The sequence below is a fragment of the Kitasatospora herbaricolor genome (genome assembly GCF_030813695.1).
Classification (GTDB): Bacteria; Actinomycetota; Actinomycetes; order Streptomycetales; family Streptomycetaceae; genus Kitasatospora; species Kitasatospora herbaricolor.
The window spans coordinates 5,382,325-5,408,012 of the sequence record NZ_JAUSVA010000002.1 but is presented as its reverse complement, the minus strand read 5'-3'; the positions used below and the strand labels follow the sequence as shown (position 1 = coordinate 5,408,012).

General features: G+C 73.8%; 22 protein-coding genes and 1 tRNA gene. 9 read left to right on the top strand and 14 right to left on the bottom strand.

What is annotated here, in order from left to right; translation table 11 throughout:
- Positions 1–260: 260 nt before the first annotated feature.
- A complete protein-coding gene (locus tag J2S46_RS24045; RefSeq protein ID WP_191291110.1) occupies positions 261–899 on the bottom strand; it encodes an NAD(P)-dependent oxidoreductase in 639 nt (212 codons plus the stop codon).
- Between the two features lie 195 nt (positions 900–1,094).
- On the bottom strand, positions 1,095–2,063 hold the full coding sequence (locus tag J2S46_RS24040) for an EamA family transporter (RefSeq protein WP_191291109.1): 969 nt from the start codon (positions 2,061–2,063) through the stop codon (positions 1,095–1,097).
- Positions 2,064–2,108: 45 nt separating this feature from the next.
- On the opposite strand from J2S46_RS24040, the gene J2S46_RS24035 reads away from it, so the two are divergent.
- On the top strand, positions 2,109–2,606 hold the full coding sequence (locus J2S46_RS24035) for a MarR family winged helix-turn-helix transcriptional regulator (protein WP_191291108.1): 498 nt from the start codon (positions 2,109–2,111) through the stop codon (positions 2,604–2,606).
- Between the two features lie 138 nt (positions 2,607–2,744).
- On the opposite strand, the gene J2S46_RS24030 is transcribed toward J2S46_RS24035, so the two are convergent.
- Positions 2,745–2,996, bottom strand: a complete 252-nt coding sequence (locus tag J2S46_RS24030) for a hypothetical protein (protein ID WP_191291107.1) — start codon at positions 2,994–2,996, stop codon at positions 2,745–2,747.
- Positions 2,997–3,134: 138 nt separating this feature from the next.
- Here J2S46_RS24030 and J2S46_RS24025 point away from each other — a divergent pair, with 138 nt between their 5' ends.
- Positions 3,135–6,419 (top strand): helix-turn-helix domain-containing protein, encoded by a 3,285-nt coding sequence (locus J2S46_RS24025; protein ID WP_307351092.1) that lies wholly within the window; start codon positions 3,135–3,137, stop codon positions 6,417–6,419.
- Positions 6,420–6,617: 198 nt separating this feature from the next.
- On the opposite strand, the gene J2S46_RS24020 is transcribed toward J2S46_RS24025, so the two are convergent.
- From J2S46_RS24020 to J2S46_RS23985, 8 genes are all read right to left on the bottom strand, one after another.
- Positions 6,618–6,691, bottom strand: a tRNA-Ala gene (locus J2S46_RS24020).
- Positions 6,692–6,781: 90 nt separating this feature from the next.
- The gene (sepX, locus tag J2S46_RS24015; protein ID WP_191291105.1) at positions 6,782–8,119 is read right to left on the bottom strand and encodes a divisome protein SepX/GlpR; all 1,338 of its coding nucleotides are present in this window, start codon (positions 8,117–8,119) and stop codon (positions 6,782–6,784) included.
- 150 nt (positions 8,120–8,269) lie between these two features.
- The gene (locus tag J2S46_RS24010) at positions 8,270–8,896 is read right to left on the bottom strand and encodes a GNAT family N-acetyltransferase (RefSeq protein ID WP_191291207.1); all 627 of its coding nucleotides are present in this window, start codon (positions 8,894–8,896) and stop codon (positions 8,270–8,272) included.
- The gene (locus tag J2S46_RS24005; RefSeq protein ID WP_191291104.1) at positions 8,893–9,429 is read right to left on the bottom strand and encodes a MogA/MoaB family molybdenum cofactor biosynthesis protein; all 537 of its coding nucleotides are present in this window, start codon (positions 9,427–9,429) and stop codon (positions 8,893–8,895) included. The genes J2S46_RS24010 and J2S46_RS24005 overlap by 4 nt, the downstream gene beginning before the upstream one ends.
- Entirely contained in the window at positions 9,426–9,881 is a 456-nt protein-coding gene (gene moaC / locus J2S46_RS24000; RefSeq protein WP_229912894.1) for a cyclic pyranopterin monophosphate synthase MoaC, read from the bottom strand. The genes J2S46_RS24005 and moaC overlap by 4 nt, the downstream gene beginning before the upstream one ends.
- A 246-nt stretch (positions 9,882–10,127) precedes the next feature.
- On the bottom strand, positions 10,128–11,471 hold the full coding sequence (gene glp / locus J2S46_RS23995) for a molybdotransferase-like divisome protein Glp (protein ID WP_191291102.1): 1,344 nt from the start codon (positions 11,469–11,471) through the stop codon (positions 10,128–10,130).
- A gap of 25 nt (positions 11,472–11,496) precedes the next feature.
- Positions 11,497–12,414, bottom strand: a complete 918-nt coding sequence (galU, locus tag J2S46_RS23990; protein ID WP_073924980.1) for a UTP--glucose-1-phosphate uridylyltransferase GalU — start codon at positions 12,412–12,414, stop codon at positions 11,497–11,499.
- 53 nt (positions 12,415–12,467) lie between these two features.
- A complete protein-coding gene (locus J2S46_RS23985) occupies positions 12,468–13,472 on the bottom strand; it encodes a GGDEF domain-containing protein (protein ID WP_191291101.1) in 1,005 nt (334 codons plus the stop codon).
- A gap of 62 nt (positions 13,473–13,534) precedes the next feature.
- On the opposite strand from J2S46_RS23985, the gene J2S46_RS23980 reads away from it, so the two are divergent.
- On the top strand, positions 13,535–14,146 hold the full coding sequence (locus tag J2S46_RS23980) for a 5-formyltetrahydrofolate cyclo-ligase (RefSeq protein ID WP_191291100.1): 612 nt from the start codon (positions 13,535–13,537) through the stop codon (positions 14,144–14,146).
- A 15-nt stretch (positions 14,147–14,161) separates the two neighbouring features.
- Here J2S46_RS23980 and J2S46_RS23975 read toward each other — a convergent pair whose 3' ends face one another.
- Positions 14,162–16,882, bottom strand: coding sequence for a penicillin acylase family protein (locus tag J2S46_RS23975; RefSeq protein ID WP_191291099.1), 2,721 nt, complete (start codon positions 16,880–16,882; stop codon positions 14,162–14,164).
- A 461-nt stretch (positions 16,883–17,343) separates the two neighbouring features.
- Here J2S46_RS23975 and J2S46_RS23970 point away from each other — a divergent pair, with 461 nt between their 5' ends.
- The 5 genes from J2S46_RS23970 to mscL all read left to right on the top strand — a co-directional run bounded on the left by J2S46_RS23970 (position 17,344) and on the right by mscL (position 22,645).
- The gene (locus J2S46_RS23970; protein WP_191291098.1) at positions 17,344–18,828 is read left to right on the top strand and encodes a potassium/proton antiporter; all 1,485 of its coding nucleotides are present in this window, start codon (positions 17,344–17,346) and stop codon (positions 18,826–18,828) included.
- A gap of 360 nt (positions 18,829–19,188) precedes the next feature.
- Complete coding sequence (locus J2S46_RS23965) at positions 19,189–20,595, top strand: MFS transporter (RefSeq protein WP_229912874.1); 1,407 nt, start codon at positions 19,189–19,191, stop codon at positions 20,593–20,595.
- Positions 20,596–20,857: 262 nt separating this feature from the next.
- Positions 20,858–21,199, top strand: a complete 342-nt coding sequence (locus J2S46_RS23960) for an FmdB family zinc ribbon protein (protein WP_191291096.1) — start codon at positions 20,858–20,860, stop codon at positions 21,197–21,199.
- A gap of 708 nt (positions 21,200–21,907) precedes the next feature.
- The gene (locus J2S46_RS23955) at positions 21,908–22,141 is read left to right on the top strand and encodes a hypothetical protein (protein ID WP_191291095.1); all 234 of its coding nucleotides are present in this window, start codon (positions 21,908–21,910) and stop codon (positions 22,139–22,141) included.
- 87 nt (positions 22,142–22,228) lie between these two features.
- Positions 22,229–22,645 (top strand): large conductance mechanosensitive channel protein MscL, encoded by a 417-nt coding sequence (gene mscL, locus J2S46_RS23950; RefSeq protein WP_191291206.1) that lies wholly within the window; start codon positions 22,229–22,231, stop codon positions 22,643–22,645.
- Between the two features lie 189 nt (positions 22,646–22,834).
- On the opposite strand, the gene J2S46_RS23945 is transcribed toward mscL, so the two are convergent.
- Together J2S46_RS23945 and J2S46_RS23940 are read right to left on the bottom strand one after the other, a co-directional pair.
- On the bottom strand, positions 22,835–22,990 hold the full coding sequence (locus tag J2S46_RS23945) for a hypothetical protein (protein WP_191291094.1): 156 nt from the start codon (positions 22,988–22,990) through the stop codon (positions 22,835–22,837).
- A gap of 402 nt (positions 22,991–23,392) precedes the next feature.
- Positions 23,393–24,364 carry a sigma-70 family RNA polymerase sigma factor gene (locus J2S46_RS23940; protein WP_073924986.1) on the bottom strand — a complete coding sequence of 324 codons (972 nt, stop codon included), beginning with the start codon at positions 24,362–24,364 and terminating at the stop codon, positions 23,393–23,395.
- Between the two features lie 473 nt (positions 24,365–24,837).
- On the opposite strand from J2S46_RS23940, the gene J2S46_RS23935 reads away from it, so the two are divergent.
- A complete protein-coding gene (locus J2S46_RS23935) occupies positions 24,838–25,602 on the top strand; it encodes a phosphatase PAP2 family protein (protein ID WP_191291093.1) in 765 nt (254 codons plus the stop codon).
- Positions 25,603–25,688: the final 86 nt, after the last annotated feature.

Genomic DNA, 25,688 nt, shown 5'->3' with positions numbered 1-25,688 from the left:
GTGACAGTACACGAGCGAACCCGGCCGCCAACGGCTGGGTCACCGGCCGCGCGGGCCACCGCAGGTCACCTCAGGTCGGCCGTACACGCAGTGATCTGACGCTGTCACGCCTCCGGGCCGGCGGGCCGCGGGAGGGGCGGCCGGCCGGGCCGGCCGGCGGCCCGTCTGGCGGTCCGGGAGCGGCCCGGACCGGCGGCCCGGTGAGCGGCCCGACGGGCGGCACGCGGACAACCGTCCGGCCCGGGTGCCGGGGCCCGCGGTCAGTACCCGACCGTGAAACGGGCCCGGTGGTGGCGCGGCCGCTCGGCCTCGTCGAGCAGGGCCACCGCGAGGTCCTCCATCGAGATCGCCGACTCGCCCCGGGCGTCGACCAGCAACTCGTCGGCGCCCAGCCGGTAGCCGCCGGTGCGGACACCCGGCTCCAGCAGGGCGGACGGGCTCAGGTAGGCCCAGTCCACCGCCGTGTCCGCCCGGCAGACCGCCAACTGCTCACCGCAGGCCTCGGCGATCGGCCGCCAGTCGGCGGGGAACAACGGGTCGTCGGTCACCAGCGCGCCGCCGCTGCCGGGCACGGTCAGGCTGCCCGCCCCACCGACCACCAGCAGGCGGACGCCGGTCCGGGCGAGGCCGGCCAGCAGTGCGCGGGTGGTGGCGGCGAACTCCCCCTCCCGGCCGGGCGCCGGCCGGGTCGCGCTGATCACGAGGTCCTGATCCTTGCTCAGCCGGACCACGTCCTCGGCCTCCCCCGCGTCACCGGTCCGGGCGAGGGCCGCCGGGTCCAGCTCCGCGAAGCGGGCGGCGTCCCGCACGACGGCGGTCACCTGGTGGCCGCGGGACAGCGCCTCGGCCACCACCCGGCTCCCCACGTTGCCGGCCGCTCCGAACACGGTGATGCGCATGCCTGTCAGCTCCTTCGTACGACATGAGGACTCGACGTTCCGGCCCCGCCGGGACGGCGATGGGGTTGAACGGGTTGAACGGGTTGAACGGTGAGAACGGTGAGAACGGTTGAACGGGGTGGACGGGGTGGACGACCGGGCCGGCCAGGCTCTCGTGGCCGGCCGGGCCCCTCATGGCCACCCCAACCCCCGGGGTCAGCCCGCCCGGCTGCCGGCGCGCGACTGCCCGACCGTCCCGGCGCCGCCGCCGGCCGGGTGCTCCCCCGCGGCACCCGTCCCGGTCGCGGCCGGACCGCCCGCCACCCGCCGCTCCGGCCGCCGGAGCTGGGCCGTGACCAGGGCGCCGAGCACGATCGCGCCACCCAGCCCCTGGGCGGGGGTGAGGTCCTGACCGAGCGCGACCCAGCCGAGCAGGGTGGCGACCACCGGGCTCAGCAGCCCCAGGAAGGTGACGCTGGTGGGCGTCAGGGCGCGGATCCCGCGGAACCAGAGCGCGTAGGCGACGGCGGCGCCCACGATCGTCAGATAGCCGTACCCGAGCAGGTTCCGGGCGGTCAGGTCGGCCGGCGGCGGCCCTTCCACGAACAGGGCGACCGGGAGCAGCAGCAGCCCGCCGGCCACCAGCTGCCAGCCGGTGGTGGCGAGCAGCGGCGCGGGCGACACCCAGCGCTTGCTGAGCACGACCCCGGCGGCCATCACGACGGCGCCGCCGAGCGCGGCCGCGACCCCGAGCCCGTCGAGGCGGGCGCCGGCGCGCAGCACCAGCAGGCTGACCCCGGCGACGCCCGCGAGGGCCGACAGGACGGTCCGCAGGGTGAGCCGTTCGCCGAGCAGGCCGGCCGCGAGCCCGGCGACCAGCAGCGGCTGGACGGCGCCGACGGTCGCGGCGACGCCGCCGGGCAGCCGGTAGGCGGCGACGAACAGCAGGGCGAAGAAGGCCCCGATGTTGAGTGCCCCGAGCACCAGGGCGCGCAGCCACCAGATGCCCTTGGGCAGCCGGCGGGTGAGCAGGACGAGCAGCAGTCCGGCCGGCAGGGCCCGGACCACGCCGGCGAGCAGCGGGCGGCCGGGCGGCAGCAGTTCGGTCGTGACGAGGTAGGTGGTGCCCCAGACGGCGGGCGCCAGCGCGGTCACCAGGATGATTCCGATCCGATTCCTTAGCACTAAGACAAAGTAACTCACCGCTAAGAGATTGACTAGACTGGAGCCGTGACGGATCACGTGGACAAGCTCCTGGAGCAGTGGCGCCGCGAGCGCCCCGACCTCGACGTGTCACCGATGGCGGTGATCGGACGCCTCAAGCGGCTCACCCGGCTGATCGAGGCCGACCTGCGCCGCACCTTCGCCGAGCACGGCCTCGACCCCGCCTCCTTCGACGTGCTCGCCACCCTCCGGCGCAGCGGACCGCCCTACCGGCTGACACCCGCCGAGCTGATGCGGACGTCGATGGTCACCTCCGGCGCCGTCACCCAGCGGCTGGACCGCCTGGAGGCCCGCGGCCTGGTCGCCCGCACCCCCAGCGAGACGGACGGCCGGGTGGTGCACGTGGCCCTCACCGCCGACGGCCGCGCCCTGATCGACCAGGCCCTCCCCGACCACGTCGCCAACGAGCACCGCCTTCTCTCCGGGCTCACCGCCCCCCAGCGCGACGGCCTCGCCGAAACCCTGCGGGACCTGCTGGAGTCCCTCGGCGACGCGTCCGACTGATCCGCCCGCGGGTGCCCGGCCCCGCAGGACTACCGTCCCGGTCCGGGAGGCCCTGTGTCCGACGGCCGGGGCCAGGTGCCCGTGATGCCGGCCCGTCCCGAGGCCGGGCCGGCGCCGCGCCCTCCCGGTGCCGGCGGGTCAGCCCCTCGACCGGGCCGGAGGGCGGGAGAGGCAGCGCGGTCGGCCGGCGGACTCGCTACGCCAGGCGTGGTGCGCCCGGAGGAGATTGGCGCGCTGGTCGGGATCGGTGTCGCGGAGCACCATGCGCAGGGTGATCAGGTCGCGTAGGCCGCGGGCAAGGTCGGCCGTCGCGCGCTGCGGGCGTCGCAGGAGGCGGACGAGCAGCCCGAGGACGAGAGGCGTGGCGATCAGGGCCAGGTGGGGGTTCATCGGTTCGGTACTCCTCGTGGTCCGTTCGGTGTCGGTTCGGGCAAGAGCCGACCGGCCTGTCGAGTACCAGGGATAGCCTGGACGGGCCTTCAAAGGCTTGATGTGAACAAGGTTGAACCGTTGGGTCAGGGGCGGCAGGTGAGCGATGCGGGGGCCGGGGGGCCCAGGGGCGCCCACAGCGAGTTGGTCGCCTGCCTGCGGCAGGCGATGACCGACCGGAAGATGAAGCAGTCCCAACTCGCCAAGGCGGCGGGAGTCTCCGCGGCGACCGTCAGCAACATCCTCAACGAGCGGTCCGTGCCGACCGTCGACAGCCTCGGCCTGCTCGCGGGCGCCTTGGGCTTCACCGAGGCGCGGCTGAGGGAACTGCACAGCCTGCGGGACCAGGCGGACGTGCGTAAGCACCGCCTCGGTGCCTACCTGGCCGCCGCCCGGCGGGCCGCCCGTGAGCACCCCTACCCGGGTGTGCTGCCCGGCGCCTCGCCGCCGCTCGCCACCGTCTACCTGCGTCAGCAGGCCACCCGACAGCGCAGGCATGAATCCCAGTTCAACGGCGACACGGCCGGACCACTGGACATCCGCGCGGGATCGCAGGCCGCCGACGAGATCCTCGCCGGCGGGCAGACCTGCGTGGTCGTCGCAGGGCCGGGCGGCGGCAAGACCAGTCTGCTGCGCACCCGCCTTGCCGACTGCGTCGAGCAGTGGTTGAACGGCCGTGGCGAGGACGTGGTACCGGTGCTCGTCCCGGCGGCGGCCCTGGCCGGGCGCCCCCTGACCCAGGCCCTCGCCGCAGCCGCGACCGCCGATCTCGCCTCGCACGGCCTGGTGGACGAACTCACCCCGGCGTTCTTCGCCACCCCGCCGCAGCCGGGTGTGCGCTGGCTCCTGCTGGTCGACGGCTTGGACGAGATGACCGACCCCGCCGCGAGGCACGAGGTACTGCGCGCCCTGGCCGCTGTCGCCGGGGGCGAGCACGGCGGGTTGTACCGCTTCGTCGTTGCCACCCGCCCCCTGCCCGACGGCGAGCTCGACGTCCTGGGCCTCGGGGTACCGCGCTACGACCTGCAGCCCTTCAGCCCCGACGACCTGCGGCCGGTCGCCATCGGCTGGTTCCGCGCCATCGGCCTGGCAGACCCTGACTCTGCCGCCGAGCGGTTCGTCGACGCCATGCGCCGCACCCGGCTGGCCGACCTGGCCCGCATCCCGCTGATGGCCTCCATGCTCTGCCAACTCCACGCCGCCGCCCCCGGCCGGCCGCTGCCCGCCGGTCGCGGACAGATCTACCGGGACTTCATCCGCCTGCTGCACAGGCAGCAGTACACCCCCGCCCACGCGAGGCTCCGGGTCCAGGACCGCGCCGGCGTCGACCGCTACGGATCCGCCGCCCGCGCCCAGGCAGAGCGCACCCTCGACCACCTCCAAGACCTCATCGCCCTGCTCGCGGCCGAACGCCACCGGGGAAACACCCTCTCCGCGATCACCCTTCTGGAGGCCCGGCCCGAAGCGCAGCGGCCCCCGCGGGTACCGCAGGACGAGTGGCACGCCTTCCTGATCACCAGCCTGTGCCGCAGCGGCCTGCTGACCGTCCGTGCGGGCGAGATCGTCTTCCTCCACCAGACCCTCATGGAACACCTGGCCGCCCGCCATGCCACCCGGGACCACGGGTCCCGCACTCGTACGCTCCATCAGATCTTCCATCGCCCCCGCGGATACGGATGGTTGAACTTGGCGCCGGGCGGGCCACGGAGACAGTGGCCGCACAGGTACTGGGACCCTCCCCTCGAACACTCCTCGTACGTCGGCTTCCTCCTCGACGCCGCTCAGGAAGGCGACCCCTGCGCCGCCACGTCGCACCTGGCCCGCCTGGTTCCCCCGCACGGAGGACTGAGCGGCTGCCGCTTCATCGCGGCACAGGCCCGACTCGGAACCCTCCTCCCCGAGGAGGTCGTCGACGCAGCCGCCGACGTGTTCGCCGGCCTCGCACGTGACTCCACCCTGGACGGGTCCTACCGCCTGAAGTCGGCCGGGACCCTGGCCGAGCTCCGACCCTCCCGTGCCGCCGACGTGTACGCCGGCCTCGCCGACGACACCGCACTCGACGGCAGCACCCGTATGGTGGCGGCCCGAGCCCTCGCCAAGCTCGAAGCCCCGCGCGCCGCCGGCGTCTACGCCGGCCTCGCCCGCGACTCCACCTTCGACGGCTACTACCGCATGGCGGCCGCCCGAGCGGTGGCCGGGCTCGAAGCCGCGCGTGCCGCCGACGTCTACGCCGCACTCGCCGACGACACCACCCTCGACGGGTACGACCGCATGGAATCGGTCGAGACCCTGGCCGGACTCGGCGACGGACGCACCGCCGAGTTGCTCTCCCGCCTCGCCGACGACACCACGCTCCACGATCACTTCCGGGTCAGGGCCGCCGGGAACCTCGCCGAACGCCACGACGACGACGCCGCCGAGCTGCTCTCCCGCCTCGCCCGCGATTCCACCCTGGGCGGGTACTACCGCCTGCGGTCGGCCGAGGCCCTGGCCGGGCTCCGCACCTCCCTGGCCGCCGACATGTACGCCGGCCTGGCCGACGACACCGCACTCGACAGCGGCACCCGCCTCAAGGCGGCACGGGAGCTCGCCGAGCTGGGCGGCCACCGGGCCGAAGGCACCGGGCTGCTCCGCGCCCTCGCCGACGACACCACACTCACCGGCATCAGCCGCGTCCACGCCGCCCGCAGCCTGGCCCAGCTCGACGGCCACCGGGCCGAAGGCACCGCACTGCTGGCCCACCTCGCCGACGACACCGCCCTCAACAGCATCGGCCGCCTCAAGGCGGCACGGGAGCTCGCCGAGCTGGGCGGCCACCGGGCCGAAGGCACCGGGCTGCTCCGCGCCCTCGCCGACGACACCACACTCACCGGCATCAGCCGCGTCCACGCCGCCCGCAGCCTGGCCGAACTCGACGGCCACCGGGCCGAAGGCACCGCACTGCTGGCCCACCTCGCCGACGACACCGCCCTCAACGGCATCGGCCCCCACGGCAGTACCCGCATGCGGGCGGTCCGAGCGCTCGCCGAGCTGGACGCCGCGCGTGCCGCCGACGTGTACGCCGGCCTCGTCGACGACGCCACCCTTGACGGGTACGACCGCCTGGAGGCGGCCGAGACCCTGGCCGGACTCGGCGACCGACGCACCGCCGAACTGCTGGCCGGCCTGGCGAACGACACCACTCTTGACGGGCCCTATCGCCTGAAGGCTGCCCGGGGTCTCGCGGAGCTGGACGGGCACCGGGCCGAGGGCGCCGGGCTGCTGGGCGTCCTCGCCGACGACACCGCACTCACCGATGTCAGCCGCGCCCACGCCGCCCGCAGCCTGGCCGAACTCGACGGACACCGAACAGAAGGCGTCGTTCTGCCTGCCGGCCGGCCTTGAGCAACCGGATGACCGGGTGGCCGGATCCGCAGCACGGGCAGCTCCGAGCCGCCCCGGAGCAACGGGGCTGCGACGGCCTCACCACGCCGCCACTCACCGCTGAAGCTCCCGGGCCCCCGGAGCAGTTGCTGTCCTTCACTGCGCCACAAACGCTCAAAGGCCCTCCCGGATGATCCCGGGAGGGCCTTTGACATTGGGTGGAGCTGAGGGGATTCGAACCCCTGACCCCCTCGATGCGAACGAGGTGCGCTACCGGACTGCGCCACAGCCCCAACGAGAAGAAACTTTAGCACCTTTCGGAGGTGGCTCGTGACCACCTCCGGCCGGAGCGCCCTGGTGGGGCGGGGGCGCTCCGGACGGGGTCATTCGTTGGCGGCCCGGGGGCGGGTGTCGTAGCCGTCCTCCGCGGGTGCGGCGGGCGGCTCGGCGTACTGGTCGAAGAGCGGGGTGCTGCGGGGCTCGGCCGGGCGTCCGGCGGTCCAGGTGCCGGGGGCGCCGAGGTCGAGGTCGCGGGTGACCCGGGGGGCGACCGGTGCGGTGACGTAGGTCGGCAGCGGGACGGGGACGGGCTCCCAGGAGTCGGGTCCCGCCGCGCCGCGCTCGCGGATGCCGTCCACCCACTCCTCGTGGTCGGTCGCCTCGACCAGGGCGGAGGCCGCCGTGGTCGGCCGGACGTCGTGCGGGGCCGGGTCGGCGGCGATCCGCAGGTGCGGGCGGCCGCGGTCGGCGGCGTGCGCCGCGTCGTGCGGGGCCTCCCGGGGGGAGTCCGCCGCACGCTCCGCCCGGGCCTCGTCGGCGCGGGCACCGGCCGGCGGCCGGTGGTCGCGCTGCACCTGCTCCCGCTGTCCGTGTTCCTGGCGCCCCTGCTCGGGACGCCCGATGTCCTGGCGCCCGATGTCCTGCCGTCCGATGTCAGGGTGCCCGGCGTCGGGACGGGTGGAGTCCGCGCGGCCGGCCTCGGCCCGCCGGTTCTCCCGCTGCCGCAGGCGTTCCGCCGCCTGCGCCGCGCGGTCCCGGTCGATCTTGACCTCGAAGCGCTGGCGTTCCAGCTTGCGCAGGTGGCCGATGTAGAGGGTCAGGAGGGCGGCCGGCAGGGCCGGGGCCCAGAGGAAGGCCAGTCCGAGGACCGCCGCGGCGACCGCCCCCAGCGCGAAGGCCAGGAAGAGCACCGTGACCATCCGCCGCCGCCGGGCCAGCAGCCGGGCCCGGCGCTCGGCCCCGAGCCGGCGCTCCGACGGGCGCTCGACGTTCCGGGGGGCGTGCCCCTTGGCCGCCGGTGCCGGGATCCGTCCTGCGGGCATGCCGGGGGCCGCCCGGTCGGCGGGGGCGGGCCGCCCGCCAACCGGGCGGTCGTCTTCGGGCCGGACGTTCCCGGGCCGGTCGCCCTCGGACCGTCCGCCGTCGACCGGTTCGTCGTCGTCGGTCGGCTCGTCGCCGGACCGCCCGTCGGCACCCGGGTCGTCGCCGGTCCGGTCGTCCGTGCTCCGCTCGTCGCGCACGTCGTCGCGCACGTCGTCGCCAAGGACCCGGGATGCCCGCCGCTCCATCGCCGAACGCCCGGCCAGCAGGCGGATGGCGGTACTGAAGCGTTCCGTCGGGCGCGCCTCGTTGAGTTCGTCCTGCCTGCGGAGCCACATCGGCACCAGATAGGCGGCCCAGGCCCCTACGATGACCGCGTAGATAAGGCCGCTACTGCTCACGTTTCACACCGTACGGGCGTCGGGGAAGGCCTGGCAGCAATTTGGCACGGCGTGTCGTGTGATCAAGCTGATTCTCCGACTATTTTGCCGGTATTTGTGCCCGTCCGTGAGGGCAGCGATGCCATATCGATATTATTTTCGAACATATATTCAATTCCCAGCTTCACGGCCGGACCTGATCGCCCGCCAGCGCTCCAGCATGCCCTCCGGCACCTCCTCGGCGGTCAGCGCGTAGACCAGGTGGTCCCGCCAGTCGCCGTCGATGTGGAGATACCGGGGACGCATTCCCTCCGAACGGAACCCCAGCTTTTCCACCACCCGGCGGCTCGGCATGTTCTCCGGCCTGATGCACACCTCGATCCGGTGCAGCCCCAGCACCTCGAAACAGTGCTCCACCGAAAGCGCGACCGCCGTCGGCATGATGCCCCGTCCGGCCACCGCCTCGTCGATCCAGTAGCCGACATTCGCCGAGCACATCGAGCCCCAGGTGATGCCGCCCACGGTCAGCTGGCCGGCCAGCTGACCCTGGTGGAGCACCACGAAGGGCAGCATCCGCCCGGCGGAGGCCTCCCCGCGCAGGTAACGCACCATCTGCCGGTAGGTGGGACGCGGTCCGGCGGGCCGCCCGGCCGGGGACGGCGGGACGGTCGCCTCCCAGCGGCGCAGCCAGTCCCGGTTGCGACGACTGACCTCCTGCCAGTCCCGCTGGTCACGCGCCCTGATCGGGCGCAGCGTGACGTCCCCCTCGTGGAGTTCGACCGGCCAGCCGGCGTTCAGTGCGCGCTCCCGTCCGCGGCGTCGGACGCGCCGGAGGCGGGCCGGGCACCGGCGGCGTCGGGGCGGGGGTGGTCGCCGCCCGCGAGCTGGTCGACGGCGTGCGGGAGCAGCGGTGCCAGGACGGCCAGGCCGTCCTTCACGCCGCCGGTGGAGCCCGGCAGATTGACGATCAGGGTGCGTCCGGCCAGGCCCGCGAGGCCCCGGGACAGCGCCGAGGTGGGGACCTTCTCCCGGCCGTACGCCCGGACGGCCTCGGGGATGCCGGGGATCTGCCGGTCGAGGACCCGGGCGGTCATCTCGGGGGTGAGGTCCATCGGCGAGATGCCGGTACCGCCGGTGGTCAGCACCACGTCGTAGCCGGCCGCGACGGCCTCCCGCAGGACGGCCTCGACCGGGTCGCCGTCGGGCACGACCCGCGGGCCGTCCGCCTCGAAGCCCATCGCCCGCAGGCCGGCCACCAGCAGGGGGCCGCCCTTGTCCTCGTACACGCCGGCCGAGGCGCGGTTGGACACGGTGACGGCGAGCGCCCTCATGAGGTGCTCGCCGGGGCGGGCCGTTCACCGGAGTGCCAGTCGCCGCTCTTGCCGCCGGTCTTGCTGAGCACCCGGACGTGCTCGACGGAGGCACCCTTGTCGACGGCCTTGACCATGTCGATGACGGCGAGCCCGGCGACCGCCACGGCGGTGAGGGCCTCCATCTCGACGCCGGTGCGGTCGGCGGTCCTCACGGTGGCGGTGATCTCGACCGCCTCGTCGGTGACGGTGAGGTCGACCTTGACGCCGGAGATCGCGATCGGGTGGCAGAGCGGGATCAGCTCGGGGGTCTTCTTGGCCCCCATGATGCCGGCGATCCTGGCCACCGCGAGGGCGTCGCCCTTGGGCACGCCCTCGCCGCGCAGCAGTTCGACGACCCGGGGGGAGACCCGTACCCGTCCGGCGGCGACCGCCGTACGCACGGTGGTCGCCTTCTCGGAGACGTCGACCATGCGGGCCGCGCCGCTGTCGTCGACGTGGGTGAGGCGGTCGCCGGGTGGTGTGGTCGTCACGGGTGCTCCAGGAGGACGGGTCGAATACCGCGCTACCGTACCCCCAGGGCCGCCCGCCGGGTGGGACGGGCCGACGGGTGAGCTGTGTTGTCGCCCGGTCGGCGCGGGCGTCGCGGGCGCGGCCCACCGGCCGACGGCCCGCCCGGCCCGGGGACGCCCGGCCCGCCCCCGGGCCGGCCGCGGCCGTCAGGCGGTGAGCAGGACGACGTCGACCTCGGTGCCGGCCGCGAGCACGGTGACCTCCTCGGGGACGGTGATCAGGCAGTTCGCCCTGGCCAGCGCGCCGACCAGGTGCGAGCCCTCGCCGCCGACCGGCTCGACCCGGCCGTCCGGGGTGTACCGGCCGCGCAGGAACTGCCGGCGGCCGGCGGGCGAGCGCAGCTCGACCGGGCAGAGCGCGCGGACCACCGGTCGGTGCACGTCGGGAGCGCCGAGCATGGTCCGGATGACCGGGCGGACGAACAGCTCGAAGGAGATGTAGGAGCTGACCGGGTTGCCGGGCAGGGCCAGCAGGGGGACGCCGGCCGGGCCGCCGATCATGCCGAAGCCCTGCGGCTTGCCGGGCTGCATCCGCAGCTTCCGGAAGTCCACGCTGCCCTCGCCGCCCTGGAGCGCCTCCTTGACCACGTCGTAGGCGCCGACACTGACGCCGCCGCTGGTGACGATGAGGTCGGCCCGGCCGAGCTGGTCCTCCAGCACGGCGCGCAGCACCGCCGCGTCGTCGGGCACGCCGCCGACGCGGTAGGCGATGGCGCCGGCGTCCCGGGCCGCGGCGGTGAGGGTGAAGCTGTTGGAGTCGCAGATCTGCCCGGGGCCGACCGGCTCACCGGGCTGGACCAGCTCGCTGCCGGTGGAGAGGACCACCACGCGCGGGCGCGGGCGGACCCGCACGCTGCCCCGGCCGACCGCCGCGAGCAGGCCGAGCTGGGTGGGGCCGAGCAGGGTTCCGGCGTCGAGGATCCGGTCGCCGGTGGCGATGTCGCTGCCCCGGCGGCGGATGTGGGCGCCGGCCGGGACCGGGCGCAGCACCCGGACCTCCTCGTCCGCGACCGGGGCGGTCATCGCCTCGGCGGGGTGGCCGGTGCCGGTGCCGCCGTCGGTCCACTCGACCGGTGCGACGGCCTCGGCGCCGGGGGGCATCGGTGCGCCGGTCATGATCCGGGCGGCCTGGCCGGGCCCCACCTTCGGCAGGTCCCCGGCGCCGGCCGCGATGTCGCCGACCACGGCCAGCACCGAGGGGTACTCCCCCGTGGCGCCGGCCGTGTCGGCGGTACGGACCGCGTAGCCGTCCATCGAGCTGTTGTCGAAGGGCGGCAGGTCACCGGTGGCGACCACGTCCTCGTCGAGCCGGCAGCCCTGGGCGTCGAGCAGCTGCAGGTCGATCGCGGGCAGCACGGTGACGCCGGACAGGACGTCCGCGAGGTGTTCGTCCACCGTCCACATCCTGGGGGCGGGGACGGGCGATGCCTGGTCCGCGGTGCCGTCGCAGCAGGCTGCGGGGTCGGTGGTGCGCTCCGTGGGCCCGGTCATCGCTCTCTCGCTCTCAGTCGTCGGTTCAGTCCTGCATCTCGTCGCGGACGAACTCCTTCAGCCAGGAACGGAATTCCGGGCCGAGGTCCTCGCGCTCGGACGCCAGTCGGACGATAGCGCGCAGGTAGTCCGCACGGTCGCCGGTGTCGTAGCGGCGGCCCTTGAAGAGCACACCGTGGACCGGGCCGCCGGCCTCCTCCTCATGGCCGGCGAGCACGCGCAGGGCGTCGGTCAGCTGGATCTCGCCGCCGCGGCCGGGCGGGGTGTCGCGCAGGACGTCGAAGACCGCCGGGTCCAGGATGTAGCGGCCGATCACGGCGTAGTTGGAGGGCGCGTCGGCGGTGTCCGGCTTCTCGACCAGGTCGGTCACCCGGAAGACGTCGTCGCCGAACCCGTTGGCCTTGACCGCGGCGCAGCCGTAGAGGTGGATCTGCGAGGGCAGCACCTCCATCAGCGCGACCACGGACCCGCCGAGCTCCTGCTGGACCTCGATCATGCGGGAGAGCAGCGGGTCGCGCGGGTCGATCAGGTCGTCGCCGAGCAGGACGGCGAACGGCTGGCCTGCGACGTGCTGTTCGGCGACCAGAACGGCGTGCCCGAGACCCTTCGGGTCCCCCTGGCGGACGTAGTGCATGTTGGCCAGCTCGACCGACTCGCGGACCCGGCGCAGGCGGTCCTGGTCGCCCTTGCGGACGAGCAGCTCCTCCAGCTCGTAGGCGCGGTCGAAGTGGTCCTCAAGAGCGCGCTTGTTGCGGCCGGTGACCATCAGTATGTCGGAGAGGCCGGCGGCGGAGGCCTCCTCCACGACGTACTGGATGGCCGGCTTGTCCACGACCGGCAGCATCTCCTTCGGCGTGGCCTTGGTGGCGGGCAGGAACCGGGTCCCCAGACCGGCTGCGGGCACCACGGCCTTGGTCACAGGAGTGCGGGAGGTCGTCGTCATTCGTTTACCTTACTAAGGCGTGTTTAGACCGGGCTGTGAGCAGGATGAAGCCGCTATGAACAACGGTCGCGGCCTGCGGCGACAGCACTCGGCGGGGCCGGATCGACGGCGGGGGTGAGGGTCCCCTCTCCGTTACTGGGCGACAGGCTACCCGGATCGGACGACCGGTCGTGCACCGCCTCCGGGCGGGAGTGCCCGGGGCGGTCCGGCGCGGGTTCCCCGGGCGCCGGCCGGCCGCGCCGGTCCGGGCCGTTGCCGTTGCCGTCGGCGGCGGCAGCAGCAGCGGTCCGGGCCGCGGGGGCCCCGGGCACCGGGGGCGCCACCGCGGGGCGCGGCGGGCCGGCCCCGCGCCAGCAGTCGCCGCCGGCCTGCTTGGCCTCGGTGAGCGCCCGGTCGGCGGCCCGCAGCAGCAGGGCGGCGTGGGCGCCGTCCCGGGGGAGGACGGCGATGCCGACGGCGGCGGTCAGGCCGTTGCCGTCGGCGGGGCGCGGCTCGCGGGGGCCCGAGGACCAGTCCAGCAGGCGGTGCCGGCGCACCGACCAGACCAGCCGCTCCGCCACCTGCACGGCGCCCTCGACGCCGGTGTCGGGCAGCAGCACCAGGAACTCCTGGCCGCCGTAGCGGCCGAGGGTGTCCGAGCGGCGGATCTCCATGCCCAGGCGCTGGACGAGGTCGCGGAGCATGGCGTTGCCCCGGCCCCGGCCCTGCTCGGCGATGATCGCGTCGAAGCCGGAGATCTCCAGCATCAGCACGGCCAGCGGGTGCGGTTGGTCCAGCCGGTCGGCCCGCTGGTCGGCGCGGCGGGCCCGCTCGATCTCCCGGCCGAGGGTGAGCTGCAGGTGCCGGTAGTTCCAGGCCCCGGTGAGCGGGTCGCAGGAGGCGGTGCGCTCCAGCTCGGCGCAGCGCTCCTCCAGTTCGGCGATCCGCCCGCGCAGGCCGGCCTCGCGCAGGGCCGTGCCGGAGTCACCCCGGCGCAGCCGGACCCCGAGCAGGGTGGCGCCGGCGAGCGCCGGGACGCTCAGGACGGCCATGGCCTGGACCAGCAGCGCGGTGGACATTCGGGGCGCCTTCCGCATGTCAGGCTCTGTCCGTCACCGGGCACAGAGCTGTGGAGGATCCCTTGCACAACGAGAAGGCGGAACTGAGGACACGGTTGCTCGCCCGACGGCGGGCCGGATCGGCGCGCTCGCGGGAGGAGGCTGCGGCCGCCCTGGCGGGCCACGCGGCGGGGCTGGCCGAGCCGGGGCAGACGGTGGCCGCGTACGTCTCGGTGGGCGCCGAGCCGGGCACGCGCCCGCTGCTGGACGCGCTGGCGGGGCGCGGGGTGCGGGTGCTGCTGCCCGTCCTGCTGGCCGACAACGACCTGGACTGGGCCCGCTACGAGGGCCCGGACGGGCTGGCCCCGGCGGCCCGCGGGCTGCTGGAGCCGACCGGGCCGCGGCTGGGCCCGGAGGCGGTGACCGCGGCATCGGTGGTGCTGCTGCCGGGTCTGGCGGTGGACCGTCGGGGCCTGCGGCTGGGCCGCGGCGGCGGCAGCTACGACCGGGTGCTGGCCCGGCTGGCCCGCGCGGGGGCGCACCCGCTGCTGGCCACCCTGCTGTACGAGGGCGAGCTGCTGGACAGCGTGCCGGCCGAGCCGCACGACCTGCCGGTGGACGCGGCCGTCACCCCCTCGGGCGTGCACCGGCTGGGCCCGCGGGGACGGGCGGACGGTGGCGTCCCGAAGGGGTGACGGGGGCGTCGGCGGTCAGCCGGTGGTGAGCACCAGCTTGTTCCTGGTCGCCTTGGCGACCGCGTCCTTGGAGTAGGCCCAGGGCAGCAGCTGCCCCTTGGCCCAGAGGGCGGTCTGGTCGTTGTAGTTCTGGTGGAAGGCGTGGCCGGAGGCGCCGCCGACGTTGATCCAGTGCGAGGCGTCGAAGTCGCTCAGGTCGACCACCATGCGCATCGAGGGGATCCAGTCGACCTGGTAGCCGGCGGCCGCGTTCCAGCCGGCCGCGTCGACCGCGGCGGTGCCGCCGGAGAGCTCGTACGGGCCGCGGTTGAGCATCTTGTGGACCAGGCCGGAGGCGATCGACGAATCGTCGGTGCCCATCGTCTGCTCGCGCAGGGTCAGCGTGTGCAGACGGCCCCAGCTCCAGGTGGAGATGTCCTTGCTGAGCCGCGAGGTGAGGTCCTGGCGGGCGTCCTTCAGCGCCTCCGCGAGCAGGTTGTTCATGCCCTTCTGCTCGTGGTGGTCGGCGTCGATGTAGGTCCACCAGTCGCTGTCGGGCTGGGTGAGCTGCTGGCGGACGACCTCCATCCAGCGGTCGCCGCCGTCGGGCTGGGCCTTGCCCGGGTCCCGGGTGCCGCACTCGGTGACGATGGTGGTGGTGGTGTCGGGCTTGGTCGGGTCGGTCGGCGCGTGCACGAGCAGGCAGTTGTCCTCGGCCCGCAGGCCGGCCGGGAACTTCTGGCCGAAGGCGAGGCTGAGCAGCTGGCGCCAGACGCTGTTGTAGTAGGCGGCGGCGGCCGAGTCGGCGTCCTGGTGGAAGTTCCAGTCCTTGAGCAGGTCCTGGGCCTCGCGCACGTACGGGTCGTCGATCTGCACCTTGAGCAGCATCGGGACCAGCGTCTGGGCCATCACGCTGGTGTTGTCCAGCTGGACGGACTGCATGTCGTCCGGGGAGATCTTGCCGCCGTTCTTCAGCTTGGACTCGATCTGGTCGGTGATCTCCTTGGCCCGGGTGCCGTACTCCCAGTCCTTGGTCAGCAGGGGCTTGTAGGACGGGTCGACCACGGCCTGGTTGGCGGTGACGATGTAGCCGGCCGCCGGGTTGAAGCTCCAGGGCAGGGTGGCGAAGGGGATCGAGCCCTTCCAGCCGTACGCGGAGTCCCAGCCGAGCGAGGGGTAGCTGCCGTCGCCGGTGCCGCGGACCGGGATGTTGCCCGGCGCCTGGTAGCCGATGTTGTTCTTGGTGTCCGCGTAGATGAGGTTCTGCGCCGGGACGGCGAAGTCCTTGGCCGCGCCGCGGAAGTCGTCCCAGCCGGTGGCGCGGTCCAGCTTGAAGACGGCGTCCATGGTCTTGCCGGGGGTGAGCGCCGTCCACTGCAGGGCGACGCCGTAGCCGGTGGTGCCGCGGTCCGGGGCGGCGTTGCCGTTGGGGGCGTAGGTGCCGACCTTGCGCTGCTCGGAGCTGGCGTCGGAGATCAGCGGCGCGCCGCTCTGGGTGGTGCGGACGGTGATGGTGCGGTCCTCGCCGCCGGCGACCTTGATGGTCTCCTTGCGCAGCTCGAACTTCACCTCCTTGCCGTCCACCTGGTAGCTGTCGGGGGCGGTGACCTTCTCCAGGAAGAGGTCGGTCACGTCGGCGCCGAGGTTGGTGAAGCCCCAGGAGATGTTGGTGTTGTGGCCGATGACCACGCCCGGCATGCCCGCGAAGGTGAACCCGGCGGTGTCGTAGGCGCAGGCGGCCGAGACGGCGCGGCAGTGCAGCCCCATCTGGTACCAGACCGAGGGCATCCCGGGGCCGAGGTGCGGGTCGTTGGCGAGCAGCGGCTTGCCGGTGGTCGTGTGGCTGCCGGCGACCACCCAGGAGTTGGAGCCGATGCCCTGGCCCTGCCGGCCGAGCAGCTGCGGCATGGCGTCGATCCGGTCGGAGACGTCCTTGAGCAGGGCCTGGGTGGCGACCGCGCCCTGTGCGGCGGGGGCGGCCGGGGCGGCGGGCGGCGGCGTGGAGCCGTCGGCCGGCTTGTAGGTGTCGCCGCTGACGGTGCCGGTCTTCACGATGGTGCCGTTGCGGGCGTACGGGTAGTCCGGGTAGAGCTGGGCGATCTTGTCGGCGCTGAAGTCCTGGCTGAGCAGGGAGCGGTCGATCTCCTCCTGCAGGTTGCCGGAGAGGTTCCAGGCCATCGCCTTGAGCCAGGCCACCGAGTCGACCGGCGTCCACTTCTCCGGCTTGTAGTCGCCGTTGGCGACGCCGAGCAGGGCGTACTCCAGGGAGGCGCTCTCGCCGCCCGGGTGCTCGGCGAGCCAGGCGTTCACGCCGTCCGCGTAGGCGTCCAGGTACTTCTTGGTCTCCGGCTCCAGCAGGGTGTCGTACTCCTTCTGCGCGACCTGGCGCCAGCCCATGGTGCGCAGGAAGGTGTCCGTCTCGACCTGGCCGGCGCCGAACATCTCGGAGAGCCGTCCGGAGGTGATGTGCCGTCGGACGTCCATCTCCCAGAACCGGTCCTGGGCCTGCACGTAGCCCTGGGCGCGGAAGAGGTCGACGGGGGTGTCGGCGTAGAGCTGGGGGATGCCGTTGGCGTCCCGTTCGACGTCCACCGGCGCGGAGAGCCCCGGCACCTTGACGCTGCCGTTGACGTCGGGGAAGGACGCGCGGACCGCGGCCACCCCCCGGTAGCCGCCGTAACCGACTCCGGCCACCAGGAGCACGGCCAGCGCGAGCACGATCAGACGGGCGCGCCGGAACTTCTTCGAGCGGGGCATCTGGGTCCTTGGCATCAAACGTTGTCGCCCGGAGGGCGTCCTTGGAGGGTGACGGTGGGTGACGGGCGGGCAGGTCTCGGGTTGCGGCCGTGACAGGTCACCACATTAGGCCGACTCAAGTGGCGGCCGTGCACGGGGGACGCCCACCGTGGGATCCAAGGCCCTCCCGGGGGCTTCCGCAGCGGGTTCGAAGGCAGCTCCGGAGCAGGTCCGGCAGGTTGCCGGGGTGGGCTGCCAGGGTGGTCCCTCGGACGGTGCGGGCCGGCCCGCTCGCGCGGCCCCTCGCCCGGCGCCGGGCCGGGGCAGGGTCCGGGCGACGGGTCCGGTCCCGGTCCCGGGCCCGGGACCGACTCTGAGCTGGAAATTTCAACCTAAAGAGCGGGTAAAATGTTAGACTGAGTAACGATCCTTGTGACGATCCGTCAGCCACCCCGTCCACCCGCTGCCCGAGGTGCCCCTGCGTGACTGTTGACCACCTGAACCACTTCCTGCTCGAATTCTCCGCGATCCTGCTGGTCGCGGTGGTCGCCGTGCGCATCTCCACCCGCTCCGGGCTCCCCAGCCTGCTGATCTACCTGGGCATCGGGGTGGCGCTCGGCCAGAACGGCCTGGGCATCACCTTCAACAACGCCGAGCTCACCCAGGTCCTCGGCTACGCGGCCCTGGTGGTGATCCTCGCCGAGGGCGGCCTCAAGACCAGCTGGCGCGAGGTCAGACCGGTGATGCCGGCCGCCGTCGTGCTGGCCACCTTCGGCGTCGCCGTCAGCGTCTTCGTCACCGCGGCCGGCGCCCACTACCTGGTCGGCCTGGACTGGCGGGCCGCCCTGCTGCTGGGCGCCATCGTCTCCTCGACCGACGCCGCGGCCGTCTTCTCCGTCCTGCGGATGGTCCCGCTCCCGCACCGGCTGACCGGTCTGCTGGAGGCCGAGTCGGGCTTCAACGACGCCCCCGTGGTCATCCTGGTCGTCGCCTTCGCCACCGCCGGCGAGGCGGACTCCTGGTACGTGCTGACCGGCACCATCGTCGCCGAGCTGGCCATCGGCGCCGCGGTCGGCCTCGCGATCGGCAAGCTCGGCGCCTACGCGGTCAAGCACGTCGCCCTGCCGTCCTCCGGCCTCTACCCGATCGCGGTGCTCGCGCTCACCGTGCTCGCGTACGCGGGCGGCGCCCTGCTGCACGGCTCGGGCTTCCTGGCCGTCTACGTCAGCGCGGTCATCCTCGGCAACGCCAAGCTGCCGCACGGGCCCGCCGTCCGGGGCTTCGCGGACGGGCTGGCCTGGATCGGGCAGATCGGCATGTTCGTCCTGCTCGGACTTCTCTGCACCCCCGCCAGCATGGGCTCGGCGGTGGTCCCCGCGCTGGTCATCGGCAGCGTGCTGGTGCTGCTGGCCCGCCCGTTGTCGGTGCTCCTGACGCTCACCCCGTTCCGGCTGCCACTGCGCGAGCAGGCGCTGCTGAGCTGGGCCGGGCTGCGCGGCGCGGTGCCGATCGTGCTGGCCACCATCCCGCTGGTGTCGGGCGCGCCCCGGGCCCAGGAGATCTTCAACATCGTCTTCATCCTGGTCGTGGTCTTCACGCTGATCCAGGGGCCGACCCTGCCGTGGGTGGCCAAGTGGCTGAAGATCTCCGAGGGCGCGATGGGCCAGGACCTCGGCATCGAGTCCGCGCCGCTGGAGAAGCTGCACGGACAGCTGCTGTCGGTGGCCCTGTCGGCCGGCTCGCGGATGTCCGGGGTGGAGGTCGGCGAGCTGCGGCTGCCGGCCGGGGCCGCGGTGACCCTGGTGGTGCGGGAGGGCAGCAGTTTCGTGCCGGACAAGACCACCGTGCTGCGCGGCGGGGACGAGTTGCTGGTGGTCACCACGGACGAGGTCGGCGAGGCCGCCGAGAAGCGGCTGCGGGCCGTCGACAAGGGCGGCAAGCTGGCCGGCTGGCTGAACGGGCGGTAGGCCCGGGCCCGGCACCGGCGGGGCGGGGCCGCAGTGGCGCGGGCACGGCCCCGGCCGACGGGGCAGTGGAATTCCACCGCGTCACCGAGCGTTCACCTTGATTCGACAGGACGAGTTGCCTTGAAGCCTGTACTGTGGAGGAATACGCGTGTCTACGCGCGTATAAGAACGCGAACAACGACTGACACATCCGCAACATCTGCCTGAAGCAGAGTTGGCGCGACCGCTCGGCGGCCGCGGCCCGCAGCACCCATGCCGGGCCCGGTATCTACCCCGGTCGACGCGCGAGAGGACGACTCTCGGCGCCGTCGGGGCCACCCTTGCCCCTGCCGCGCTACCAGGCAGCAGGAAGGACCGACCGTGACGGCCCGCCGAACGGTCGACAACGCCCCCGCACGAGTCGGGTACGGCACGCTGCTGCGCACCCCGGGAGCCCGCGGGTTCCTGGTGCCCGCCTTCGCCGCCCGCCTGCCCTACGCGATGCTCAGCCTGGGCATCGTGCTGCTGGTCCTGGACACCCACGGCTCGTACGGGACGGCCGGCGCCGTCGCGGCGGTCTCCGCCGTCGCCCAGGCCTTCGTCGGCCCGCAGACCGGCCGGCTCGCCGACCGCTTCGGCCAGTCCGCCGTCCTGGTGCCGAGCGTGCTGGTGCACGCGGTATCGGTCGGCGCGCTGATCGCGCTGGCCCTCGGCCACGCCCCGGTCTGGACGCTCTTCCTCGCCGCCGCCCCGGCCGGCGCCAGCGTGCCGCAGATCGGCGCGATGGTCCGGGCCCGCTGGGTCACCAAGCTGGCCGACTCCTCGCCGGGCACCCTCAACACCGCCTTCGCGTTCGAGTCCGTGACGGACGAGTTCACCTTCGTGGTCGGTCCGGTGCTCGCCACCGCCGTCGCCACCGGGGTCACCCCCGCCGCCGGACTCGTCGCCGAGGCCGCCCTGACCGTCGTCGGCGGGCTCGCCTTCGCCGCGCAGCGGAGCACCGCACCGGCCCGTCACCCGCAGGTACCGGGCACCCGTCGGGTCTCCGCGCTCGCCTCCCCCGGGGTCCGGCTGCTGGCCGGCGCGTTCCTCGGCGTCGGCACCGTCTTCGGTGCCATGCAGGTCTCTGTGACCGCCTTCGCCGAGGCGGCCGGACGCCCCGGCGCCAGCGGCATCGTGTACGGCGTCTTCGCCGGCGGCTCGATGCTGGCCGGCGTGCTCTACGGCATGGTCGCCTGGCGCCGCTCGGCCCGCCGGCGGATGCTCGGCAGCTACGCGCTGCTGGTCCTCGGCTGCTCCACCCTCTGGGCGATGCCCAACCTGACCGCGCTGGCGCTGGCCGGGCTGGTCTGCGGGCTCGCCATCGCCCCGACCCTGATCACCGGCTACACCCTGGTCGAGACCCTGGTCGCCGACGGCGCCAAGACCGAGGCCTTCACCTGGCTGACCGGCGCGATCGGCCTCGGCCTCGCCGCCGGCTCGACCGTCGCGGGCCGGCTGATCGACGGCCACGGCCCGTCGGCCGGATTCCTGGTGCCGGTGGCCGGCGCCGGGCTCGGCCTGCTGGCCCTGGCCCTGCTGCGGCGATTGCTCGTCGCGCCGACGGCGGCCCCGGTTGCGGCAGACGCGGCCCCGGCGGGCGCGGTGACCGCCGCACCTGCGGGGATCTCCGAGATCCTGATGCCCCCGACCGTCACCGGTGCGGGTTGCCCGGCCTCCGCCACGCCCGGCCGGACCCTGGCCACCAGCGGCGCCGCGGCGCAGCTGGTGGGGGCCGCGAAGGGCTGAGGCCGGGCCGGCCCCGGCCGGCGGCGCACTGCCGTCGGTGCGGTCGGCCCGCGGCCGTCGGAGCGGTGGGCGAGGCGGGGTCGCGCGAGCGGCCGCCCGGCGCCGCGCAGTCGTCCGTACCCGCCCGTCCGGCCGCCCGGGCCCGCCGGTAGGGGTATCTCACACCTGCGGCGCTGGACTGATCAGGCGGAATGCCGCATCATTGACCGTCGTTAGCACTCATCAGGCGAGAGTGCCAGGGGGAAGTGCAGGAGGAAGTCAAGTGCCCACGTACCAGTACCAGTGCACCGAGTGCGGCAACGGCCTGGAGGCGGTGCAGAAGTTCACCGACGACGCGCTGACCACGTGCCCCGACTGCCAGGGACGGCTCCGCAAGGTCTTCTCGGCCGTGGGCGTGGTCTTCAAGGGCTCCGGCTTCTACCGGACGGACAGCCGCTCGTCCTCCAGCAGCTCGGTCGGCGCGGGCTCTTCGGCCGCCGCAGCCGGGAGCGGTTCCTCCACGGGCGGCTCGTCCACCGGCGGCAGCTCCACCAGCGGCTCCAGCACCTCCGCGAGCCCGGCCCCGGCCGCCGCCAAGTCGACCGGCAGCGCCTCGACGAGCTGAACCGGCCGGCCGGACGCGCCGATCGCGCGCCGGCCAGGACCCGGACGGATCTCGAAGGGCCTGGCCCCACCGCTCACCGCGGTGGGGCCAGGCCCTTTCGCGTGCGTGCGCACACGGTCTCGGCCCTCCGGGCCCCGACTCCGGGCCCCGGCTCCGGACTCTGACGTCGGGCTCCGCACCCGGGCTCCGCGCTGGGGCTCCGAACTCGGGCTCGGTGCCGGACTCCGGGTGCTGGTCCGTTTTCTTCTCCTGTTCCCGGGTCGCCGTCATGATCTTCACCCTTGCGGGTGAACGAAGTTGTCCACAGCCCCGAGTTGTCCACAGGAAATCGGACGGGGATTCCGCCGGTGGCCCGGCGGACACAGGCTGAGCACGCACGACCGGCCCGGCACCGGTGAGCGCGGTACGAGCTCACCGGCGGCAGGTCCGGCCGTGCCGCTGACCAGCTCCCGATCCGAGGCGGTGCCCGTCATGACCCGTTCCCCCCGGCCCCTGCTCCCGTCCGCCGACGTCCGTCCGCCGGCCGCGCCCGCGTGCGGCCAGGCGCAGACGCACCCCGCGTACGCGCGGCCGGTCCCGCCGCCGTCCTGCACCCCGCCGTCCCCTACCCCGTCGCCGGGCCCTCCCGGCGGTTCGCGGCACCGTTCGTCGGCCCGACGCACCGTCCCGGCCTCCGGGCCCGCGGTGCCGCCCGGACGGGACGTGCCGGTGTTCGCGCCGATCCGCCGCGGCGGGAGCGGGCGGCACCGGCTGCAACAGGCCGTACGGCACCGGCCGGGGGTGCTGGTCACCGGGCTGCTCGCGGCGGCCACCGCGCTCGCCGCCGGGCCGCTGCGGCCCGGCCCACCACCTCCGGCCGCCACCTCGACCACGGCGGCCGCCCACGAACCCGCCGCCGCACCCCGGTGCACCCCCGGCGGAGGCGCACCGCAGACCCCGTGAGGCGGGCACGGCCGGGGTGCGGGACAGAGCCGAACAACTCAGGACAATTCACCCGTGACCAGGTCAGCGCTCTGTCGTTCACGCGACATGAAGGGCTTCAAGGAATTCCTGCTCCGCGGCAATGTCGTCGAACTCGCCGTGGCCGTCGTGATCGGCGCCGCGTTCACCAACATCGTCAACGCCTTCGTCAAGGGCGTGATCAACCCCATCGTCGGCGCCTTCGGCGCCAAGGACCTGGCCGCCTACAGTTCCTGCCTCAAGGGGCCGTGCGAGCTCAGCGCGACCGGGGAGGCCACCACCGGCATCCTGATCCTCTGGGGGTCCGTGCTCAGCGCCGCGCTGCAGTTCCTGATCACCGCAGCGGTCGTCTACTTCGTCCTGATCCTCCCGATGAACCGGCTCGCCGCCCGGCGCAAGACCCTGCTGGAGGTCCAGACCGAGGCGGAGGTCAAGGAGGTCGCCCTGCTCACCGAGATCCGCGACGCGCTGCTCAGCCGGTCCTGACGCGGCCCCCGACCGCCCACAGCCCCAGCACCGGCCACGCGCCCCCACCGCCCGGCCTCGACCCACCCATGGCCCACGTCCCCAACCGCCGGCACGCCCGCCGTCCGCGCACCCGACCGCAGCACCTCCGCCCTCTGCGCGCGACCACCCACCCCGACCGTCACTGGTCAGGGCCGCACCACGGCCGGTTCAGCCGCCGTGGTGCGGGGGGCGCTGGCTGAGGTACCAGTCCAGGCCCCGCCCGGCACTCTCGCCGACCCCCGGCCGCTCGCCCCAGCCACGATCGGTGTCGTCCCCGGACTGCTGCTCCAGCGGATCCCCGAAGACCAGCTTGGCCTTGCCCACCGAGGCCGCCCCGGACCCTGCCGCCCGGGACCCTGCTGCCCCATGCCCTGCCGCCCCACGCCCTGCCGCCCCGGCGGCCACCGATCCGTCCGCGGCCCCGGTCGCGTTCTCACGACGAGCCGAGGAGCGGTCCGCCCCACCCTGCTCGCCCCCGCCGGTCCGTCCCGGCTCCTGTTCGCCCATCGTCCTACCTCCAGCCGCTCCGACCGGCCCGACCACTCGGACCGACCCGCCACCAGCCTACGAGCCGTGCCCCCCGGCACGTCCCGTCCCTCTCCCCGCCCGCCCCGAAGGTGCCGCCCCGCCCGGAACCGCACACGCCGAAGCCCCGGCCTGGGCTTCCGCCCTACCGGGGCTCCGTACGGCTGTTCCGCCGCGGGGATCAGGCGGCCACCGTGACGATCAGGCTGCCTCGAAGCCCGCGTGGTCGGCGATCTTCTTCAGCTCGGCCAGCGCGTGCTTCTCGATCTGCCGGATCCGCTCGCGGGTGAGCCCGTGCTGCTTGCCCACCTCGGTGAGGGTGCGCTCGCGGCCGTCCTCCATGCCGTAGCGGGAGCGGATGATCGACGCCGTGCGGTCGTCCAGCCGCCCGATCAGGCCGTCCAGCTCCTCACGGCGGAGCATCACCATCACCGCGTCCTCGGGCGAGGTCGCGCCGGTGTCCTCGACCAGGTCGCCGAACTGGGTCTCGCCCTCGTCGTCGACGGACATGTTGAGACTGACCGGGTCACGGGCCCAGTCGAGCACGTCCTTGATCCGGGTCTCGGTGGTGTCGAGCTCCGCGGCGATCTCGGACGGCTCGGGCTCGCGACCCAGCTCCTTGGCCTTCTCGCGCTGCACCCGGCGGATCCGCCCGAGCTCCTCGACCAGGTGGACGGGCAGCCGGATGGTGCGGGACTGGTCGGCGATCGAGCGGGTGATCGCCTGCCGGATCCACCAGGTCGCATAGGTGGAGAACTTGAATCCCTTGGCGTAGTCGAACTTCTCGACCGCCCTGACCAGGCCGGCGTTGCCCTCCTGGATGAGGTCGAGCAGGGGCAGGCCGCTACGGGGGTACCGCCGGGCCACCGCCACGACCAGCCGAAGGTTGGAGCGGATGAAGACGTCCTTGGCGCGTTCGGCGTCCTCGGCTATCGCCTCCAGCTCCTCGCGCTCGGCGCCCTCGGGGAGCGTGCCCTCCTCCAGCAGGTGCTGGGCGTAGACGCCGGCCTCGATCCGCAGCGACAGCTCGACCTCTTCGGCGGCATCGAGCAGGGGCGTCCTGGCGATCTCGTCGAGGTACATCCCGACCAGGTCACGGTCGGCTTCGAAGTTGGTCGGGCGGGCCGCGCGAGTCCGGTCGGCCCTGTCGCGAACGACGGCACGGGTGGCCATGCTTGCTCCCTTGCTGGTGTTGCCGAGATCTGCCTTCCTGCCCGAAAAGGGCAAGAATGCGGGCCCTCTTCGGGGCTCACACGTAACGATCCAACGCACAGAATCCGGACAACATTCCCAAGTCGCTCAGATTCTTCGTCCGATGCAGTATCCTGCGGCATTTCACCCCGGTTCTGAACGGAGGGTGAGCGGAACAGCACGGCGGGTGTCAGATCCCGGCCGGGCCCGGCGATTCGCCGATCGCCGATGGAACATCCATTCGATCCGCGGTTCGCGCCCACCGCAACATGAACCCCTGGAACACCCCTTCGCGTTCCCGGACACCCGAACTCCCCGAACGGTGGTCCGTACTCGCACCGACGAAAAGCCGCACCCGCCCACGCGGGACCCCACCCAGCTTCTCCGCACAAAAGATGCCGAATCGCTATCCGTCCACCGCCGGATCGGCACGACCCACTGGGAATGTGTCAGCCATGCACCTGACCAAAGGCTCGCCTCCCGCTGCCCCGGACCGCCATCTGCTGCGGTACGGGGTGCTGGCGGCCTGCTGCGCCGCGCTCTTCGCGGTGCTGTTCGCCCTGGTCGAGGCACGCTGGGGCCCACTGGCCCGGCTGGACCGGAGCTGGACCGACGGTGAGCACGGCTACGCCCGCGACCACACCGCCTGGACCGCCGCCGTACAGACCCTCAGCAACATCGGCGGCACCGTCACCATGCGGACCCTGCTCGGGCTGGCCGCCGTCTGGCTCTGGCTGATCGGCGCCCGGGTGCTGGCCGCCTGGGCGGCGGCCCAGGCGCTGGTCGGCTGGGCCGCGCTGTATGCGCTCCGGCTCCTGGTCGGCCGCCCCCGCCCGCACTTCGGTGACCCGGTCGCCTACGCGGCCGGCCCGGCCTTCCCCTCCGGGCACGCGATGGCGTCCGCGATCACCTGCGTGATCCTGGTCTGGCTGATCCGCCCGCACACCAACCGGGCCGGCCGCGTGGCCGCCACCGGTGTGGCGGCCCTGGCGGTCCTGGCGGTCGGCTGGACCAGGATCGTCCTCGGCGTGCACTGGCCGAGCGACGTACTGGCCGGGTGGCTGGCCGCCGGAGTGATCCTGGGCGGTGTGACCGTCGCCGTGGAGATCTGGCGCCCCGGCGACCTCGCCCGCGACGTCCGGCGGGTCAACTGGCGCACCCGCCCCCGGGTGCAGCGCGTGCTGGCGAGCGAGCCGTCCGCCCCGGGCCGGGAGGGCTGACCGGCCAGGAGAGCGGTCCGACCCGCAGCGCGGTCCGCCCGGGAGCGCGGTCAGACCGAGAGCGCGGTCCGCCCGAAGGACCGCGG

Coding starts and splice junctions, on each gene's coding strand:
- mscL (WP_191291206.1), top strand. CDS start 22,229: ATGAAGGGCTTCAAGGAATTCCTGCTCCGCGGCAATGTCGTCGAACTC.
- J2S46_RS23975 (WP_191291099.1), bottom strand. CDS start 16,882: ATGCCCCGCTCGAAGAAGTTCCGGCGCGCCCGTCTGATCGTGCTCGCG.
- galU (WP_073924980.1), bottom strand. CDS start 12,414: ATGACGACGACCTCCCGCACTCCTGTGACCAAGGCCGTGGTGCCCGCA.
- glp (WP_191291102.1), bottom strand. CDS start 11,471: ATGACCGGGCCCACGGAGCGCACCACCGACCCCGCAGCCTGCTGCGAC.
- J2S46_RS24030 (WP_191291107.1), bottom strand. CDS start 2,996: ATGAACCCCCACCTGGCCCTGATCGCCACGCCTCTCGTCCTCGGGCTG.
- moaC (WP_229912894.1), bottom strand. CDS start 9,881: ATGGTCGACGTCTCCGAGAAGGCGACCACCGTGCGTACGGCGGTCGCC.
- J2S46_RS24005 (WP_191291104.1), bottom strand. CDS start 9,429: ATGAGGGCGCTCGCCGTCACCGTGTCCAACCGCGCCTCGGCCGGCGTG.
- J2S46_RS23940 (WP_073924986.1), bottom strand. CDS start 24,364: ATGGCCACCCGTGCCGTCGTTCGCGACAGGGCCGACCGGACTCGCGCG.
- J2S46_RS23935 (WP_191291093.1), top strand. CDS start 24,838: ATGCACCTGACCAAAGGCTCGCCTCCCGCTGCCCCGGACCGCCATCTG.
- J2S46_RS23985 (WP_191291101.1), bottom strand. CDS start 13,472: ATGTCCACCGCGCTGCTGGTCCAGGCCATGGCCGTCCTGAGCGTCCCG.
- J2S46_RS24045 (WP_191291110.1), bottom strand. CDS start 899: ATGCGCATCACCGTGTTCGGAGCGGCCGGCAACGTGGGGAGCCGGGTG.